The organism is Streptomyces sp. NPDC021749, assembly GCF_040640655.1.
GTDB lineage: Bacteria > Actinomycetota > Actinomycetes > Streptomycetales > Streptomycetaceae > Streptomyces.
This window is the reverse complement of record NZ_JBFACE010000008.1, coordinates 136,713-154,202: the sequence shown is the minus strand read 5'-3', so window position 1 is coordinate 154,202 and position 17,490 is coordinate 136,713. Positions and strand designations below refer to the sequence as shown.

Below are 17,490 nucleotides of genomic sequence, written 5' to 3'. Positions count from 1 at the left end.
GCGGCCAGTACAAGGTGGTGCACCGCGCCCGCCATCGTACTTTTGGGTAACCCGGCTGTGCGCGGTCCAGGCCGAGAATTTCTCTCCGGGGCCGTCGCGCCAATGCGACATAACGCCCCAGGTCATCGGTATTCGTCTTCGTTGAGCTCGACGACCCGGGCCTGTTCGGCGAGGTCCGCCTCGTTCGCGGCGGCCGGGTCGATGCCGTTCAGCGCCTCGTCGCGCTCCGGTGCGAGATCGGCGTACTGCTCCGCGGCGTCCGCCTCCGGCGCCTCCACGTCGAATTCGGCGGTGTCGCCGTCGTCCACGAAAGTGTCCGGGTCTGTCGGGTCGACACGCATGATGGCTGCCTTTCTCGGTGCTTCCTCGCGTGCTCGTTACGTCGGCTGGTGCCTGGCATGAAAGCAGGGAACCGGGGCGGCTGCCCTTGCCTACGAGCCTAGGAGAGTGGCCGCAAACGTGCGATGCGGTGTGTGACCGCGAACACACGATCGGGGGTGTGATCGTCTCGTAACATCGACTCCATGTCTTCGACCGAGTCGCCGGACACCGCGACCACCGCCCTCCCGGTGCCCCCGGCCGGCCCCGGTCGGCCCGGTGCGGCGGAGACGGTGCGCACCGTGGCCCTGCCGGGCCTGACGCTCACCGTACGGGCGCCGGAGGGACGGCCCGAAGCGCGGGGCGACAACGGGGCGGGGCCGGCCCCGGAGCGCGAGCCCGCCCTCTACGTCCACGGCCTCGGCGGCTCCTCGCAGAACTGGTCGCAGCTGATGCCGCTGCTCACCGACCGGCTGGACGGCGAGGCGCTCGACCTGCCCGGCTTCGGGCACTCCCCGCCGCCGGCCGACGGCAACTACTCGGTCTCCGCGCAGGCCCGCGCGGTGATCCGGCACCTCGACGCGGCCGGCCGCGGCCCGGTCCACCTCATCGGCAACTCCATGGGCGGCACCACGGCCACCCGCGTGGCGGCCGCCCGGCCGGACCTGGTCCGCACCCTGACGCTGATCTCGCCGGCCCTGCCCGAGCTGCGGCCGCAGCGCTCGGCGGTGCCCACCGCGCTGCTCGCCGTCCCCGGCATCACCACCCTCTTCGCCCGGCTCACCCGCGACTGGACCGCCGAGCAGCGCACCCGCGAGGTGCTGTCGCTCTGCTACGGCGATCCCGGAAGGGTGACCCCGGAAGGGTTCGACACCGCGGCCGCGGAGTACGCCCGGCGGCTCGAACTCCCTTATTTCTGGGAGGTGATGGAGCGTTCGACGCGTGCGCTGGTGAACGCGTACACGCTCGGCGGGCAGCACAATTTGTGGCGTCAGGCCGAACGCGTGCTCGCCCCCACCCTTCTCGTCTACGGTGGACGCGACCGCCTGGTCTCCCTCCGGATGGCACGGCGGGCGGCCGCGGCGTTCCGCGGTTCGCGGCTGCTGACACTGCCGGAGGCGGGGCACGTGGCGATGATGGAGTACCCGGAGGCGGTGGCGCGCGCCGTCCGCGAGATGCTCGATTCCGTGATGACCGAAGTGACCGCTGATCCGGGCAGGAGCTGACACGCCCCGTGGGACGTCATAGCCGCCGAGACCGGCCGGAGACCGAAGCCCCCTCGCAGTCCGCGGTGCCGCCCGGCCAGGGCCCGCCGACCGGCCCGACACCCGCTCCCGGCCCCGGCTCGGGGCGCCGCCGGCGCGAGCCGGCCGGGGGCGACACGGTCCGCGGCGGCCACCCCGAACAGCGCGAACCGGGCGGGGCCTGGGGCGCGTTCCCGGGCGTGCCGGCGTCCCCGATGACGCCCGGCGCGGCGCCCGGGCGGACCGCGCCCGGGACGCCCGGGCAGGCCGCGCCGCGCATTCCCCGGCCGCGCGCGGAGATGGCCGGTGCGCCGCCGATGGCCGTACCGGGCAACGGGTCCGGCCCGCGGCGGGAGTACCTGGACGCCTTCGACGCGGGGTCGTTCCCCCGGCGCGCGGACGGCCCGGGAGGCCCGGGCGGCGCTCTCGACGCGGACGGTGCCGACGGCGCCGACGACGATGTCTTCCGGGCCGGTGCGCCCGGCGCCGTCCGTACGCCCGTCGGATCCGTGGTGTACGGACGGCCGGACGCGGCGGGCGCGCGGGTGCCGGAGCCCGCCGGGCCGGCGGACCGTGGCCCCGACGAGGACTTCCCGGAGAGCGGGGACGCCGCCTTCGACGAGCCGCGTCACGGCACCCGGAAGGGCGGTAAGGGCCGGACGTTCACCGGCGCGGCGGCCGCCGCGGTCACCACCGTGCTCGCCGTCGTCATCGCCGGCCAGGTCGCCGAGCAGCACCAGGACGGCGGCGACCCACAGCCGCGCAGCGGCAACGACCGTACCGACGCGGCCGGTGGCGAGGCCTCGCGTTCGCACTCCCGGCCCACCCAGGACGCCAAGCCCGCCGGCTACGACGAGCAGATGGCGCAGGCCTTCCCGCTGGACGCGCACCTCACCGGGAGCGGCCGCTTCAAGCCGGTCGGCGGGGACGCCGAGGCGCCCGGCCGCGGCAAGGTGCTGCGCTACCGCGTCGACATCGAGGAAGGGCTGCCGCTGGACGGCGCGCTGTTCGCCGAGGCGGTGCACAAGACCCTCAACGACGACCGGAGTTGGGCGCACGGCGGACAGCGGACCTTCCAGCGCGTGGCCTCCGGTCCGGCCGACTTCGTGATCACCCTGGCGAGCCCGGGCACCACCGCGAAGTGGTGCGCCAAGTCCGGTCTGGACACGTACGAGGAGAACGTCTCCTGCGACTCGGCGGCCACCGACCGGGTCATGATCAACGCCTATCGGTGGGCGCAGGGCGCGAAGACCTACGGGCGCGACAAGATGCACGCCTACCGCCAGATGCTGATCAACCACGAGGTCGGCCACCGGCTCGGGCACAACCACGAGGCCTGCACCCGGCAGGGCGCGCTCGCGCCGGTGATGATGCAGCAGACGAAGTTCCTGACCACGGACGGCGTGACCTGCCGGCCCAACTCCTGGCCGTATCCCACCGCGCGCTGAGCCGGTGGGCGGACCGGCCGGGGGTGCGCCGCCGGCGGGTCCGGGGCGAGGCGTCTCTCATCGGGCCCGGCCGACGCCGGGTGCGAGGCGCCCAACGCCCCTATGCCCAGGGGTGGTTGGCGGCCCTACCGGTCATCGACCCGCAGGTCGCGGCGGACCGCCGGGTACTGCGGGCGGCGGCGTGGTGATCACATAGCCCGTCGAAACGCCCCAAGAGGCGGAAAGTTACGTGCTTTCACCCCTTCCGGTGGCGCGACGGACAACCGTCCATCGCGCCACCGGCCCTTTTGCATAGCGTCTTCCTGCAGGCGGACGGCCGTGCGGCCGTCGCATCAGGGAAAGCCGACATGGGAGGACGGGAGTGCCGCCGTGCGCATTGGACTCCTCACCGAGGGTGGCTACCCGTACGCGCCGGGTGAGTCGTACGCGTGGTGCGACCGGCTCGTACACGGGCTCACCGGCCACGACCTCGCGATCTACGCCCTGCGCACCGACCCCCGCCGGGAACGCGGCCGCCCCGCCCTGCCCGGGCACGTCACACGGGTGCATGACGCCCCCCTCTGGGGCGACTTCCCCGCGGGGCACCACCGGGCCGCGGACGAGCGCCGCGGCCGCACCCCCGGACGGCGGGCCCGGCGCCGCTTCGCCGAGCACTTCGGCGACCTCGTGGCCGCCTTCGCCTCGACCCCGACACCGGACGCCGCGGCACCGTCGCCCGACGGCTCGTCCGCACCCCCCGACCACGCCCTGACCAGGAAGGCGGACCGTTTCGCCAGCGGTCTGTACGGCCTCGCCGAACAGGCCCGTGACGACGGCGGACTGCCCGCACTGCTGCGCTCCGAGGACGCCGTACGCCGACTGGAATCGGCCTGCCACGGCCCCCGCGCGCTGCCCGCCGCACGCGGCGCCCAGGTCAACGACCTGCTGACGGTCGCCGACCGGCTCGAACGCACGCTGCGCCCGCTCTCGCTGGACTGGTACGGCGCCGGGGACGTTCCCGGCCTCGACGGCGCCGACCTCTGCCACGCCACCTCCGGAGGCGCGGCCGCCCTCCCCGGCCTGCTGGCCAAACACTTCTTCGGTACACCGCTCCTGGTCACCGAGTACGGCGTACGGCTGCGCGAGCACTACCTCGCACGCGCCGCAGCGCCGCTGAGCGCCCCGGTGCGCGCCCTGCTCGCCGCGTTCCAGGGCGCACTGACCGCCGAGACCTACGCCCAGGCCGCCCTGATCACCCCCGGCAACATCCACGCCCGGCGCTGGCAGGAGCGCTGCGGCGCGGCCCGGGACCGGCTGCGCACGGTCTACCCGGGCATGGACGCCGCGCCGTTCGCCGCCGTCGCGGACGCCCCGGCCGACGACTCCAAGACCCTGGTGTGGGTCGGCGCGATCGAGCCCGCCAAGGACCTCGTCGCGCTGCTGCACGCCTTCGCCGAGGTCCACCGGGCCGAACCCCGGGCCACGCTGCGGATCATCGGCGGACTCGGCCGGGACCCCCGGGCGGCCGGCTACCTCGCCCACTGCCGGGCGCTGGCCGCCCAGTTGTTCCCCGACGAGGCCGCCGACGCCGTCACCGTCGGCGAGAACCCGGTCAGCTTCGAGGAGATCGGCGGCCCCGACGCGCCCACCCCGGCGGACGCCTATGCCTCCGCCTCCGTAGTGGTGCTCTCCAGCGTCGTCGAGGGCTTCCCGCGCTCCCTGGTGGAGGCGATGTTCTGCGGCCGTGCCACGGTGTCGACCGACGCCGGTGCGGTCTGCGAAGTCATCGGCGGCACCGGGCTCGTGGTCCCGCCGCGCAACCCCCGCGCGCTCGCCGAGGCCTGCGGCGCGCTGCTCGGCGACCCGGACCGCAGGGCGCGACTGGGCGCGGCCGCCCGGGCCCGGGCGCTCGAACTGTTCACCGTCGAGCAGAACACCGCGGCATTTCGTGGCATCTACCTGGAGCTGATCTCCCACGCCCCGGCCCGCCCGCCCGGCGCCCGGGACCGGGACGCGCGCGGCGTACCGCAGCCGTTCGCCCGCCCCGCCGAATCCCATGTTCCCGGCCGCTGGGCCACCACCGGCGCGGTCGCCCGGCCCGGCCCCGCCCCGGCCGGCCGGACGCCGAGCTGGGCAGTGCCATGAGGCGACAAGGGCGGAGGGTGAAGCGGCCTACGGGCCAAGGGGGCGAGAGGCAGCCGCGGTGGGCGTGACGGAGAGGAGAGGGGTGTCGGTAGTGGTGACAGGTGTGCTGGACGTGATGTGCGCGATGGGAGTGGTGGGTGTGGCCCTGGTGACGGGCATGGCTGATGTGGCCCACGCCGGTAACCGGGACGGCCTCCGCCGCCGCGGCCGCCCCTCCCGGGAGCACGCCGCCGGCGTCCGTTCCGTAGGCGGCACCCGTCCGCCGGCGGCCCCAGTGAGGGGGGACGAACGATGACCGCACCGGACCGGGAGAAGAGCGCATCCGACCGGGCGATGACCGCACCGGACCGGGGTACCGCCGGGGCCCTCCGGAACGGGGCGGCGGGCGCCCCCGCGGTACCCGTCCCCCCACCCCGCAAGGGCGCCGCCGCCCGCCGCGGCCCCGCCGACCCCGTACGCGCCCTGATGCACCGTCACCACGCCCTCTGCGCCCACGCCGTCGACCCGCTGGAGATCGCCGCCGGCCTGGAGGCCCACGGCGTCACCGACCGCACCGCCGCCCGCTTCCGCCACCGGGACGTCTTCTCCCTCGCCGAGGAGCTCTACGCCCGCGTACCGCGCGCGGAACCCGCAGCCGGAGGAACGGGGCTCCGACCGGGCACGAGCCCGGCAGGGCCCGCGCCGGACGGCACGCCGGGGGAGCGGGGGGTGGGGCGGGGGTACGCCGAGGGGGCGGTGGGGCGGGGGTATCCGGTGGGTGCCGGCCGGCCGCGGAGCTTCTCCCCCGCCCCCTCCCCCTCCTCCCCCTTCGGGGGAGGAGGGGGAGGGGGGTGGGTCCGGGGGTGGGGGGGACGCTGCGGCGCCGCCCTGCACCTCCTCCCCGGAGCCCTCTGCGTCGCCACCCTCGCCGCCCTCGCCTCCGTCGACCGTGCAGCAACCCCCATGACCCGTACGGGAGTTGGCGTCACGGGGCTGGTGCTGACCGCCCTCGCCGTCCGGCTGGCCGTACGCTCCGGGCCGCTGCGCCCCCGCCACCGCGGCACCGGCCCCCGCTCCGCCGCCCTGTGGACCTGCTGGACCGTCGGCTACGCGCTCGCCGGTGACTGGCTGCTCGGCCAACTGCCGGCCGGCGGCCCCGATCTGCCGGCCGCCCACCCCCACCCCGCCCCCGCCACCGCCGTCGCACTCACCCTCGCCGTACTGCCCGCGGCCGGCTGCGCCCGCTGGTTCGCCGTACGCGGTCGCCGGGCCCTGGCCGCCAGCCGCGGCCTGGGCGAGTTCGCCGCCCGGATCCGGCCGCTGCTGCTCGGCACCGCCCTGCTCTTCCTGGGCGCGCTGACGGCCCTCCTCCTCGGCGCCCGGGCGGTCCTCGGCGGGAGTGCCGGCGGCGCGCTCCCCGCGGTGGCCGTCCTCGCCCTCGGACTGCTGCTCTTCCTCGCCCGGCTGCTCACCGTCCACGGCTTCCCCGGGGCGGCCGCGGTCGGACTGGCCTCGGCCGCCGCCCTGGAGACGCTCGGCCCCGCCCTCGTCCTGATCGCCCGGCTGCCCGGCGCTCCCCCGCTCGACGCCCCGGTAGAGGCGCTGGCCGCCGCCGTCGGGCCGGCCGCGGTCCCCGCCCTGGCCTGCACCGTCGCCGCCCTCGGCCTGCTCACGTACGGCCTGCGGGCGCTCACCGGCGCCTGTGCGCACTCACCCGCCCCCACCGCCACCCCGAAGGCGACTCGTCCGTGACCCTTCCGACGGCCTTCGGCCCGCACCCCCACGCCGCCCCACCCGGGCACCCGCACCACGCACCACCGCCCCAGAGGCCCCCCGTAACGGCCTCTTCGGCATCCCCTCCGGCCGCTGCGGCCCGCCCGCCGCGGAGCACGCCCCCCACGCGGCCCCCGTCCCCACGACGGACGCCGACCCCCCGGCCGGAGCGCAGGAACTTCCCACCACCCTCCTTAGGAGCACGACACATGAACGTCCAGCCGACCGAAGCCCGACGGCACCGGGAGGTCGCACGATGAGGGTGCTGCTCATCGGCGCCAACGGCTACCTCGGCCGCTACGTCGCCGACCGCCTGCTCGCCGACCCCGCCGTCCAGCTCACCGCGCTCGGCCGGGGCGACGACGCCGACGTCCGCTTCGACCTGGCCACCGGCAGCCCCGGGGCGCTCACCCGCTTCCTCGACGCGGTCCACCCCGGCGTGGTCATCAACTGCGCCGGCGCCACCCGCGGCGGCGCCCGCGAGCTGACCCGGCACAACACCGTCGCGGTCGCCACCATCTGCGAATCGCTGCGCCGCAGCGGCTGCGGCGCCCGCCTGGTCCACCTCGGCTGCGCCTCCGAGTACGGGCCCTCGCAGCCCGGCTCGTCGACCGCCGAGGACGCCGTGCCGCGCCCCGGCGGGCCGTACGGCGTCAGCAAACTGGCCGCCACCGAACTCGTGCTGGGCTCCGGCCTCGACGCGGTCGTGCTCCGGGTCTTCTCTCCGGTCGGCCCCGGCACCCCGGCCGGCTCCCCGCTCGGCCGGCTCGCCGAGGCCATGCGCCGCGCCATGCAGTCCGGCGACAACGAACTCAAGCTCGGCGGGCTCGGCGTGCAGCGGGACTTCGTCGACGTCCGGGACGTCGCCCGCGCGGTGCACGCCGCCTCGCTGTCCGCCGCGCAGGGCGTGGTCAACATCGGGACCGGCCGCGCGGTACGGCTGCGCGAGGCCGCCTCGGTCCTCGCCCGGGTCGCCGGCTTCGGCGGCGCACTGCACGAACTCGACTCCCCGCCGGCCCGCCTCGTCATCCCCGCGCCGGCCGGCGACCACCCGGTCGGTTCGCCGCCCACCACCTACCCGTATCCGGACGGCTGCGGCACCTGGCAGCAGGCCGACGTCCGCACCGCCCGCGACCGGCTCGGCTGGCGCCCCCGGATCGTCCTGGAGGAGTCCCTCGCGGACATCTGGATGGAGGCCGCGTGTCGCATCTGACGACCCCCGCGGGCCCCACCCGCGCCCCGACCGGCGCCGCCCCGCTCGGCCTGGGCGTGCCCGGCTTCGCCCATCCGCTGCTCGCGTCCGCCGAATGGGCCGGACTGCTCCGCTGCGGGCCGGGCCTGGTGCACTGGGCGGTGCTCGACGTGGCCAACGGGCCCGGCGCCCGCCGCGACCCGCACTGCGCACCGGCCGCCGCCCGTCTGCGTGAGACGGGTGTCCGAGTACTGGGACACCTCGACCTCGGCCAGGGCGCCCGCCCCTTCGGCGAACTGCTCTCCGACGCCCAGCGCTACCTGGAGTGGTACCGCGTCGACGGCTTCTGGCTGGACCGCACCCCCACGGACCGGACCCTGCTGCCCGCCACCCGGCGGATCGCCGCAGCCCTGCGCGGCCTGTGCCCGGACGGCCACCTCGTCCTCGGGCACGGCAGCCACCCGCACCCCGGCTACGCCGAATCCGCCGACCAACTCGTCACCTTCGCCGGCCGGTGGGCCGATTACCGCTGGTCACAGGTGGCGGAGTGGACCGCCGACCACCCTCCGGAGCGGTTCTGCCACCTGGTGCACAGCGTGCCGCGCACGCATCTGGACGAGGCGCTGCGGATCGCCCGCTGGCAAGGGGCGGGCACCGTGTACCTCACCGACCGCCGGGCCGGGGCCGCGGACGCCGTCGGAAGTGCCTGGGAGTCGCTGCCCGGCTACTGGGACGAATTCGTCTCGCGCATCGGACCGGGTGTCTCGGAATGAAGAAGGGCGTGGCAGTGTTACGGGAAGACAACCAGTCCTCAGATACCGACCAACCCCCTTGTTGAGGTCATCCGTGTCGCTGCCACCCCTGGTCGAGCCCGCTTCGGAGCTCACCGTCGACGAGGTCCGCAGGTACTCCCGCCACCTGATCATTCCCGATGTCGGAATGGACGGGCAGAAGCGGCTGAAGAACGCCAAGGTGCTCTGTGTCGGCGCCGGCGGTCTGGGCTCGCCCGCGCTGATGTACCTGGCCGCGGCCGGCGTCGGCACCCTCGGCATCGTGGAGTTCGACGAGGTCGACGAGTCGAACCTGCAGCGCCAGATCATCCACAGCCAGGCGGACATCGGCCGCTCCAAGGCCGCGTCCGCCAAGGACACGGTGCTGGGCATCAACCCGTACGTCACGGTCAACCTCCACGAAGAGCGCCTCGACTCCACGAACGTCATGGAGCTCTTCGCCCAGTACGACCTGATCGTGGACGGCACCGACAACTTCGCCACCCGCTACCTGGTCAACGACGCCTGCGTGCTGCTGGGCAAGCCGTACGTCTGGGGCTCGATCTACCGCTTCGACGGCCAGGCCTCGGTCTTCTGGTCGGAGCACGGCCCCTGCTACCGCTGCCTGTACCCGGAGCCCCCGCCGCCGGGCATGGTGCCCTCCTGCGCCGAGGGCGGCGTCCTCGGTGTGCTGTGCGCCTCCATCGGCTCCATCCAGGTCAACGAGGCCATCAAGCTGCTCGCGGGCATCGGCGATCCGCTCGTCGGCCGCCTGATGATCTACGACGCCCTGGAGATGACGTACCGTCAGGTCAAGGTCCGCAAGGACCCCGACTGCGCGGTCTGCGGCGAGAACCCGACGGTCACCGAGCTCATCGACTACGAGGCGTTCTGCGGCGTCGTCTCCGAGGAGGCCCAGGAGGCCGCGGCCGGCTCGACGATCACTCCGCAGCAGCTCAAGGAGTGGATCGACGCCGACGAGAAGATCGACATCATCGACGTCCGCGAGCCCAACGAGTTCGAGATCGTCTCGATCCCCGGCGCCCGCCTGGTCCCGAAGAACGAGTTCCTGATGGGCACCGCCCTCCAGGACCTCCCCCAGGACAAGAAGATCGTCCTGCACTGCAAGACGGGCGTCCGCTCCGCTGAGGTGCTGGCCGTCCTGAAGTCCGCGGGCTTCGCCGACGCGGTCCACGTCGGCGGCGGCGTCATCGGCTGGGTCAACACCGTCGAGCCGGAGAAGCCGGTCTACTGATCACCGCGCCGTAGCCAACGCCAAAGGCGCCGGTCCGTACGCCACGGACCGGCGCCTTCGTGCTGCTCGGCCGCCCGGCCGCCCGGCCGCCCGGGCGACTCCCGGGCGGCTCAGATCTCGCCCTTGCGCGTCAGATACGTGAAGGCCAGCCAGCCCGGCAGGACCGGCAGCCAGAAGACCATCAGCCGGAACAGCAGCACCGCCGGGAACGCGGTGTCGCCGGGCAGCCCGGCGATGGTCAGCGCGGTGATCAGCGCACCTTCGACGGCGCCCACACCGCCCGGCGTCGGCGCGGCCGAGCCCAGTGCGTTGCCGGCGAGGAAGGCGACCGCGATGCTCGCGTAACTGATCTTGTCGCCGCCGCCGAACGCCCGGATCGACGCGTCCAGGCACATCACGTTCGCCGCCGTCAGCAGCAGCATCCCGCCGATGCCGGTGACCAGCTTCCGGGGCCGCTGCAGGATGTCCAGCATCCGCGGCACCACACCGGCGAACAGCGACCGCACCCGCGTCGAGACGAACTTCCGCAGCACCGGCACGGCCGTCACGACCAGCACCAGCACGGCCACGGTCAGCAGCCCGGCGATGACTGTACGGGACGGCGAGATGTCCTGGGTCTGCTCGGTGCCGGTCAGATAGCCGAAGGCCAGCAGCAGCAGGATGTGACTGCCCAGCCCGAACAGCTGGCACGCGCCCACGCTCGCCACCGCCAGACCGGGCCGGACTCCGGCCCGCTGCAGGAAGCGGGTGTTGAGCGCCGCCCCGCCGATCGCCGCGGGCGCCACCAGCTTCACGAAGTTGCCGGCGATCTGCGCGATCACGGTCCGGACGAACGACACCTTCTCCGTGACGAACCCCAGCAGGCTCATCGCCGCCGCGATGTAGGTCGTCGCCGAGAAGAACATCGCCACCAGCACCCACACCCACTGGGCCTCGCTGACCACGTCACCGAGGTTGAAGTTGGTGAGCTGGGACAGCAGCAGGTACACCGCGAACGCACCGGCGATCCAGCTGATGAGGATCCGCGGGCTGAGCCGCTCCAGCTTCGCCGGCTCGATCACCGCGGTGGGCCGGATCAGCAGCACCTGGCGGCGGATCTGGGCCAGCAGGTCCTCCTCGCGGGCCTCCTCCGTGGCCTCGTCCAGGGCCCGCTTCTCGGCGTTCTTCTCCGCGTGCCGCTCGGCCCGCAGCGTCCGGCGGTCCTTCGGCGCCGCCTCCCGGGCCTCCCGCGCCTCCTTGGCGGCCTGCGACGCCGCCAGCACCGCCTCCCGCTCCCGCTTGGCGCGTTCCCGGGCCAGCTGGCGCAGGGTGGCCCGGGTGGTGCGGCTCAGCGCGATCGGCTGGAGCAGCGGCAGGCTGTCGGCGACCGCGTCCGGGCCGAGCACCTCGACGGCCGCCGCCACCGCCCGTTCGGCGCCGACCCGCAGACCCAGCGTGACCAGCAGCTGCGCGATGTCCATCCGCAGCACGAGGTCACCGGCCGCGATCTCCCCGCCGCGCAGCTCGGTCAGCACGATGTTGCCGGAACGATCCACCAGCAGGGCGTCACCGACCAGCCGCCGGTGCGCGATCCGCCGCGACTGCAGCGCCTCGACCTGCCGCCAGGCGCTGTGCATCAGCGCATCGGTGATCTCCTCGTCGGCCAGCGAGTCGAAGGTGCGGCCCCCGATGTGCTCGTAGACCAGCATCACCGCGTCCGGGCCGAGCTCGGAGGTGGCGATCAGCTTGGGGGCGTTGGCGCCGGCCGCGATCGCGGCGTACGCCAGCAGCGCCTCCTGCTCCAGGGCCTGGCGCAGCGACTGCAGACTGCGGCGCTGGTTGATGCCGCCGCGCAGCGACAGCCGGCGCCAGACCCGGTAGAAGAAGCCCTGGGCCTGCTGCTCGCGGTCGACCACGGTGACGTCGATCGGCGGGCCGTCCTCCAGGGTGACGAGGTAGCGGCGGCCGCGGTCGGCGGGCTCGTTGTTCTCGTGGGGCTCGGCGTTGCCGGTGTCCTCCGCGCGCATCGCGCTGATCGGGCGGAAGCCGACCCGGCGCAGCCCGGCGAGGAGGTTCTGCCCGGTGGGCCGGACGTTGGGGGAGCCGACGGCGTAGAGCGTGCCGAACGCCACGGTCCAGCCGATCAGCACCGTCGTGATGATCGCGAACGGGGTGGTGTAGCGGCCGACCAGCACCGCGAACGCGTCCAGCAGCAGCACGCCCCACATCGCGACCCGCCAGCGCGGCCGCCGGGACATGCCCACCGCCGTCATGTAGGCGATCACCGGCGCCAGATAGCTGTGCACCGGCGCGGAGAGCGAGCCGTTCGCCAGCGGCTGGGTCAGCGCCACCCTGATGGAGGCCGGGGCGGACTCGGCCACCCACAGGTCGGTGGCGAGCGACACCCCGTGCGCCAGAACGGCGGCGAGCACGCCGTCCGCGATCCGCAGCCCGTCCCGCTTGACCAGCCGCTCGACCGCGAACGCCACCGGCACGATCAGCACCGCGACACTGGCGGTCAGCCCCGCCAGATTGATCAGCAGCGGGGGAGTGGCCCGCGCGCCGCTGCCGATGTCCCGGGCCAGGCCCGCGGTGGTGCCGTGCGCGAACGTGGCCAGGCCGAGGACCAGAGCGATGCCGGCCATACCGAGCAGCAGTCGCAGCAGGTCGACGGGCCGGTGCACCCGGGCGGGCAGCAGCGGCTCGTCGCCGGAGACCCGGTCGACGGGGAACTCGCCGCTCCCGTCGGCGGCCGTACCGTCGCGGTGCGAACCCGTCCGGGACGCGCCGCGGACCGCGGCCGGGCCCGGCTCGGCGCCCTTGCCGTGCTCGACGTGCGCGTCGTCCTCGGCCTGCTGGTGTTGCCGGTCGCTCTTCCGCTCCTCCTCATGCCCCGTGCGTGGTGCGGGCTCCTCGGGCCCTTCCGGCCTCTGGGACGCCCCCGGTCGTTCGGCCTTCTTGATCGTGCTCGCCTTTTCGGTAGCGGAAGCCGTGGCCGGCCCCCGTTGGTGCTTCCCCTCGACGGGCAGCGCTTCAGGGGCGCCCGCCTCCCGTGGAGGCGCCGCGCCCTGCTGCTCGGCTGTCTCTTCTTGATCTCGTATCACCAGTCACCGTCCGGAAGATGGTGGCACGACCGACCGGTGGAGGGGGGCATCAGGGTGTATTTCGGGGTGACGGGAAGCGGAACCTCTGCCACCGCGCCGGGTCCGGTGGCGGCCGCCGCCGGTGTTCCGAAGGGTGGTGGAGCGTGCGTCCGCTCCCATTGTCGGTGCCGTGCGGCAGGATGGACCGAATGAGTGGTACCGGAGACACGGCGCCCGGCGCCGACGCCGGGGAGCTGCCCGCCTATGCCGAGCGGGTGCTCTCCGTCGCCGAGCTGATCCCGGCCGGCCGGGTCATGACGTACGGCGATGTCGCGGAGTATCTCGACGAGGGAGGCCCACGGCAGGTCGGCAGGGCGATGGCGCTCTACGGCGGCGCGGTCCCCTGGTGGCGGGTGGTGCGCGCCGACGGGCGGCTGCTGCCCGGCAGCGAACTGCGCGCCCTGGCCCACTACCGCGACGAGGGCACCCCCCTGCGCGAGGCGTCGCGGGCGGCGGACGACCACATACCCAAGCTCGACATGCGGCGCGCCCGCTGGGACGGCCGGCCGGACGACCGGGACCACGACCGGGACGACGCATGGGACGACTGAGCCGCCCGGCACCGGCCGCGGCCGCGCCCGGCCCGCGGACCGGTCCGCGGGCCGGGCGCCCCCTGGCGTAGCGTCGGGCACTGCCGTCCCGGCGCCGGCCGCCACCACGGCCCCGCCGCCCGGCACCCGGCCACCCCGGCACCCCGCACCGCGGCGCGACCCGCACCGCATCCGCACCACGACCAGCACCCTCCTCAGGACCGGCGATCCACGTGAGCTCCTCCTTCTCGGCCGTCCCGCCGACGCAGCCCCGCCGGGCGGCGCGGCAGGACGCCTCCGGCGCGTACCGACTGGTCCGCACGCCGCCGGAACGGGTGGACCCTCCCACCTTGGACGCAGCCCAGCGCACCGTGGTTGACCACCGCGACGGCCCGCTGCTGGTCCTCGCCGGGCCGGGCACCGGCAAGACCACCACCCTCGTCGAAGCCGTCGCCCGCCGGATCCGGGACGGCGGCGCCCCCGAGCGGATCCTCGTCCTCACCTTCAGCCGCAAGGCCGCCGTCGACCTCCGCGACCGCCTCGCGCTCCGCCTGCGCGCCCTGGAGGAGCCCCGCCGCCGCCCCGGGAAACACGGCGATGCCCCGGGGACACCGCCCGCACCGGCCGGCATCCCCCAGGCCACCACCTTCCACTCCTTCTGCTACGCCCTGGTCCGCGCCCACCAGGACGCCGACCTCTTCGCCGACCCCCTGCGGCTGCTGTCCGGCCCCGAACAGGACCTCGTCGTCCGCGAACTCCTCCAGGGCCAGGCCGACCTCGCCGGCGAGGGCCGGGCCGCCATCAGCTGGCCCGACGACCTCCGCGCCTGCCTGACCACCCGCGGCTTCGCCGACGAGGTCCGCGCCGTGCTCGCCCGCAGCCGCGAACTCGGCCTGGGCCCGGACGCCCTCGGCGCCTTCGCCCGCCGCACCGGACGCCCCGACTGGCACGCCGCCGCCGGCTTCCTCGCCGAATACCTCGACGTCCTCGACGGCCAGGGCGTCCTCGACTACGCCGAACTCGTGCACCGCGCCGTGCTGCTGGCCGAACGCCCCGACGTCGCCGCCGAACTGGGCGCCGCCTACGACGCCGTCTACGTCGACGAGTACCAGGACACCGACGCCGCCCAGGTACGGCTGCTCCGCGCGCTCGCCGGCAACCACGGCGCGGCCGCCGCCCCCGGCACCCCCGGCCGCACCCTCGTCGCCTTCGGAGACCCCGACCAGTCGATCTACGCCTTCCGCGGCTCGGACGTCAACGGCATCCTCGACTTCCCCGACACCTTCCGCCGCGGCGACGGCACCCCCGCCCCCGTCGCCGTCCTCGGCACCTCCCGCCGCTCCGGCGCCGCCCTGCTCGCCGCCACCCGCCAGCTCACCCACCGGATGCCGCTCACCCGCCTCCCCGCCGCCAAGGTCCGCGCCCACCGCGAACCCACGCCCGTACGGGACGGCGGCCGCGTCGAGGCGTACACCTACCCCACCCCCGGCGCCGAACTGGACCACGTCGCCGACATCCTGCGCCGCGCCCACCTGGAGGACGGCGTGCCCTGGCGCGACATGGCCGTCCTCGTCCGCGCCGGCGGGCGCTCCATCCCCGCCGTCCGCCGCGCCCTCACCTCCGCCGGCGTCCCCCTCGACATCGACGGCGACGAACTCCCGCTGCGCCACGAACCCGCCGTCGCCCCCCTGCTCACCGCCCTCCGCGCCGCCGCCCGCGCCGCCCTCGGCCCGGAACCGGACACCGCGGACGCCACCGCCCCGGGCCGGCTCGACGCCGAGACCGCCCTCGACCTGCTCGCCTCCCCCCTGGGCGGCATGGACTCCGCCGACCTGCGCCGCCTGGGCCGCGCCCTGCGCGAGGAGGAACGCGCCGCCGGCGCGGCCCTGCCGCCGCCCTCCGACGAACTGATCGCCCGGGCCCTCGCCGAACCCCAGCGCCTGGTCGCCCACGACCCCGGCTACGCCCGCGGCGCCCAGCGGCTCGGCCTGCTGCTGCGCAAGGCCCGCGAACTCCTCGCCGGCGGCGGCACCGCCGAACAGGCCCTGTGGGAACTGTGGGACGGCACCCCTTGGCCGCAGCGCCTGGAACGCGCCGCCCGGCGCGGCGGCGCCGCCGGCCGCAACGCCGACCGCGACCTCGACGCCGTCGTCGCCCTCTTCGAGACCGCCGCCCGCGCCGAGGAACGCACCGGCGGCCGCGGCGCCCTCAACTTCCTGGAGGAACTCGACGCCCAGGACATCGCCGCCGACACCCTCACCCGCCGCACCGTCCGCCCCGACGCCGTCCGGCTGATGACCGCCCACCGCGCCAAGGGCCTGGAATGGCGGCTGGTCGTCGTCGCCGGCGTCCAGGAAGGACTCTGGCCCGACCTGCGCCGCCGCGGCTCCCTCCTGGAAGCCGACCGGATCGGCCGCGACGGCCTGGCCGAACCCCTCACCCCGGGCGCCCTGCTCGCCGAGGAACGCCGGCTGTTCTACGTGGCCGCCACCCGCGCCCGCGACCGCCTCGTCGTCACCGCCGTCAAGGCCGCCGCCGACGACGGCGACCAGCCCTCCCGGTTCCTCACCGAACTCGGCGTCACCCCCCAGGACGTCACCGGCCGCCCCCGCCGCCCCCTCTCGGTCGCCGCGCTGGTCGCCGAACTCCGCGCCACCACCGTCGACCCCTCGGCGAGCCCCGCCCTGCGCGACGCCGCCGCCCAGCGGCTCGCCCGGCTCGCCGCGCTGCACGACGACGACCACCGCCCCCTGGTGCCCGCCGCCCACCCCGACACCTGGTGGGGTATGAACGACCCCACCCACAGCCGGGTCCCGCTGCGCGACCGCGACCACCCCGTCGTCCTCTCCGGCAGCGCCCTCGACCAGCTCGCCAATACGTGCGCCCTCCAGTGGTTCCTCGGCCGCGAGGTCAAGGCGGACAGCCCCGCCACCGCCGCCCAGGGCTTCGGCAACGTCGTCCACGTCCTCGCCGACGAGGTCGCCTCCGGACGCACCCCCGCCGACCTCACCGTCCTCATGGAACGCCTGGACTCCGTATGGGACGCGCTCGCCTTCGACGCCCCCTGGAAGTCCCGACAGGAAAAGGACCAGGCCCGCGCCGCCCTCGAACGCTTCCTGCGCTGGCACGTCATGGAACGCGACACCCTCGGCCGCGACACCGTCGCCACCGAGCACCCCTTCGACGTCACCCTCCGGGCCGGCACCTACGAGGTCCGCATCCGCGGCAGCATGGACCACGTCGCCAAGGACGAACAGGGCAGGGCCTACGTCGTCGACTTCAAGACCGGCAAGCAGAAACCGACCGGGCCCGAGGTCGCCCGCCACCCGCAGCTCGCCGTCTACCAGCTCGCCGTCCGCGAAGGCGCGGTCGACGAGGCCTTCGACGGCCGCACCCCCGAACCGGGCGGCGCCGAACTGGTCCACCTGCGCATCGGCGCCCCCCACAAGGAGGGCGGCGACGCGCTGCCCGCCGTACAGACCCAGCCACCGCCGGACGGCGACTGGGTCGGCGACCTCCTCGCCACCGCCGCCGGCCGCGTCCTGGAGGAACGCTTCACGCCGGCCACGGGCACGCACTGTACGCATTGCGCCTTCCGCGCGTCCTGCAGCGCACGGCCGGAGGGACGCCACGTCGTGGAATGACCCCGCACGTACGCGGCCGCCCCGCGGCGCCGCAGACAGGTACGTACGGGGCACCGCACAGCGCCACGGCGATCACGCCCCGCGGCGGACG

At 75.1% G+C, this 17,490-nt stretch carries 11 protein-coding genes; 9 read left to right on the top strand and 2 right to left on the bottom strand.

Annotation, left to right across the window (positions count from 1 at the left end; all coding sequences use genetic code 11):
* Window positions 1-122: 122 nt before the first annotated feature.
* Window positions 123-341 (bottom strand): hypothetical protein, encoded by a 219-nt coding sequence (locus AB0G35_RS10785; RefSeq protein ID WP_360946955.1) that lies wholly within the window; start codon window positions 339-341, stop codon window positions 123-125.
* Window positions 342-524: 183 nt separating this feature from the next.
* Here AB0G35_RS10785 and AB0G35_RS10780 point away from each other — a divergent pair, with 183 nt between their 5' ends.
* The 7 genes from AB0G35_RS10780 to moeZ all read left to right on the top strand — a co-directional run bounded on the left by AB0G35_RS10780 (window position 525) and on the right by moeZ (window position 10,103).
* Window positions 525-1,544, top strand: coding sequence for an alpha/beta hydrolase (locus tag AB0G35_RS10780; RefSeq protein WP_360946953.1), 1,020 nt, complete (start codon window positions 525-527; stop codon window positions 1,542-1,544).
* An 8-nt stretch (window positions 1,545-1,552) separates the two neighbouring features.
* Window positions 1,553-3,010, top strand: coding sequence for a DUF3152 domain-containing protein (locus AB0G35_RS10775; protein WP_360946951.1), 1,458 nt, complete (start codon window positions 1,553-1,555; stop codon window positions 3,008-3,010).
* Between the two features lie 369 nt (window positions 3,011-3,379).
* Window positions 3,380-5,134 carry a DUF3492 domain-containing protein gene (locus tag AB0G35_RS10770; protein WP_360946949.1) on the top strand — a complete coding sequence of 585 codons (1,755 nt, stop codon included), beginning with the start codon at window positions 3,380-3,382 and terminating at the stop codon, window positions 5,132-5,134.
* A gap of 291 nt (window positions 5,135-5,425) precedes the next feature.
* Window positions 5,426-6,865, top strand: a complete 1,440-nt coding sequence (locus tag AB0G35_RS10765; protein ID WP_360946947.1) for a hypothetical protein — start codon at window positions 5,426-5,428, stop codon at window positions 6,863-6,865.
* 277 nt (window positions 6,866-7,142) lie between these two features.
* Window positions 7,143-8,099, top strand: coding sequence for an NAD-dependent epimerase/dehydratase family protein (locus tag AB0G35_RS10760; RefSeq protein ID WP_360946945.1), 957 nt, complete (start codon window positions 7,143-7,145; stop codon window positions 8,097-8,099).
* Window positions 8,087-8,851, top strand: coding sequence for a spherulation-specific family 4 protein (locus AB0G35_RS10755; RefSeq protein ID WP_360946943.1), 765 nt, complete (start codon window positions 8,087-8,089; stop codon window positions 8,849-8,851). The genes AB0G35_RS10760 and AB0G35_RS10755 overlap by 13 nt, the downstream gene beginning before the upstream one ends.
* Before the next feature lie 73 nt (window positions 8,852-8,924).
* Entirely contained in the window at window positions 8,925-10,103 is a 1,179-nt protein-coding gene (moeZ, locus tag AB0G35_RS10750; protein ID WP_360946941.1) for an adenylyltransferase/sulfurtransferase MoeZ, read from the top strand.
* A gap of 110 nt (window positions 10,104-10,213) precedes the next feature.
* Here the strand turns inward: moeZ and AB0G35_RS10745 are convergent, their stop codons facing one another.
* Window positions 10,214-13,186, bottom strand: a complete 2,973-nt coding sequence (locus AB0G35_RS10745) for a flippase-like domain-containing protein (protein WP_360946939.1) — start codon at window positions 13,184-13,186, stop codon at window positions 10,214-10,216.
* Window positions 13,187-13,374: 188 nt separating this feature from the next.
* Here AB0G35_RS10745 and AB0G35_RS10740 point away from each other — a divergent pair, with 188 nt between their 5' ends.
* Together AB0G35_RS10740 and AB0G35_RS10735 are read left to right on the top strand one after the other, a co-directional pair.
* Window positions 13,375-13,776: an MGMT family protein gene (locus AB0G35_RS10740; RefSeq protein WP_360946937.1), complete on the top strand. Its 402-nt coding sequence runs from the start codon at window positions 13,375-13,377 to the stop codon at window positions 13,774-13,776.
* A gap of 212 nt (window positions 13,777-13,988) precedes the next feature.
* Window positions 13,989-17,399 carry an ATP-dependent DNA helicase gene (locus AB0G35_RS10735; protein ID WP_360946935.1) on the top strand — a complete coding sequence of 1,137 codons (3,411 nt, stop codon included), beginning with the start codon at window positions 13,989-13,991 and terminating at the stop codon, window positions 17,397-17,399.
* Window positions 17,400-17,490: the final 91 nt, after the last annotated feature.

Bases quoted from the DNA above. Each gene is read 5' to 3' on its own strand.
- AB0G35_RS10785 (WP_360946955.1), bottom strand. From the start codon at position 341: ATGCGTGTCGACCCGACAGACCCGGACACTTTCGTGGACGACGGCGAC.
- AB0G35_RS10780 (WP_360946953.1), top strand. From the start codon at position 525: ATGTCTTCGACCGAGTCGCCGGACACCGCGACCACCGCCCTCCCGGTG.
- AB0G35_RS10765 (WP_360946947.1), top strand. From the start codon at position 5,426: ATGACCGCACCGGACCGGGAGAAGAGCGCATCCGACCGGGCGATGACC.
- AB0G35_RS10760 (WP_360946945.1), top strand. From the start codon at position 7,143: ATGAGGGTGCTGCTCATCGGCGCCAACGGCTACCTCGGCCGCTACGTC.
- AB0G35_RS10740 (WP_360946937.1), top strand. From the start codon at position 13,375: ATGAGTGGTACCGGAGACACGGCGCCCGGCGCCGACGCCGGGGAGCTG.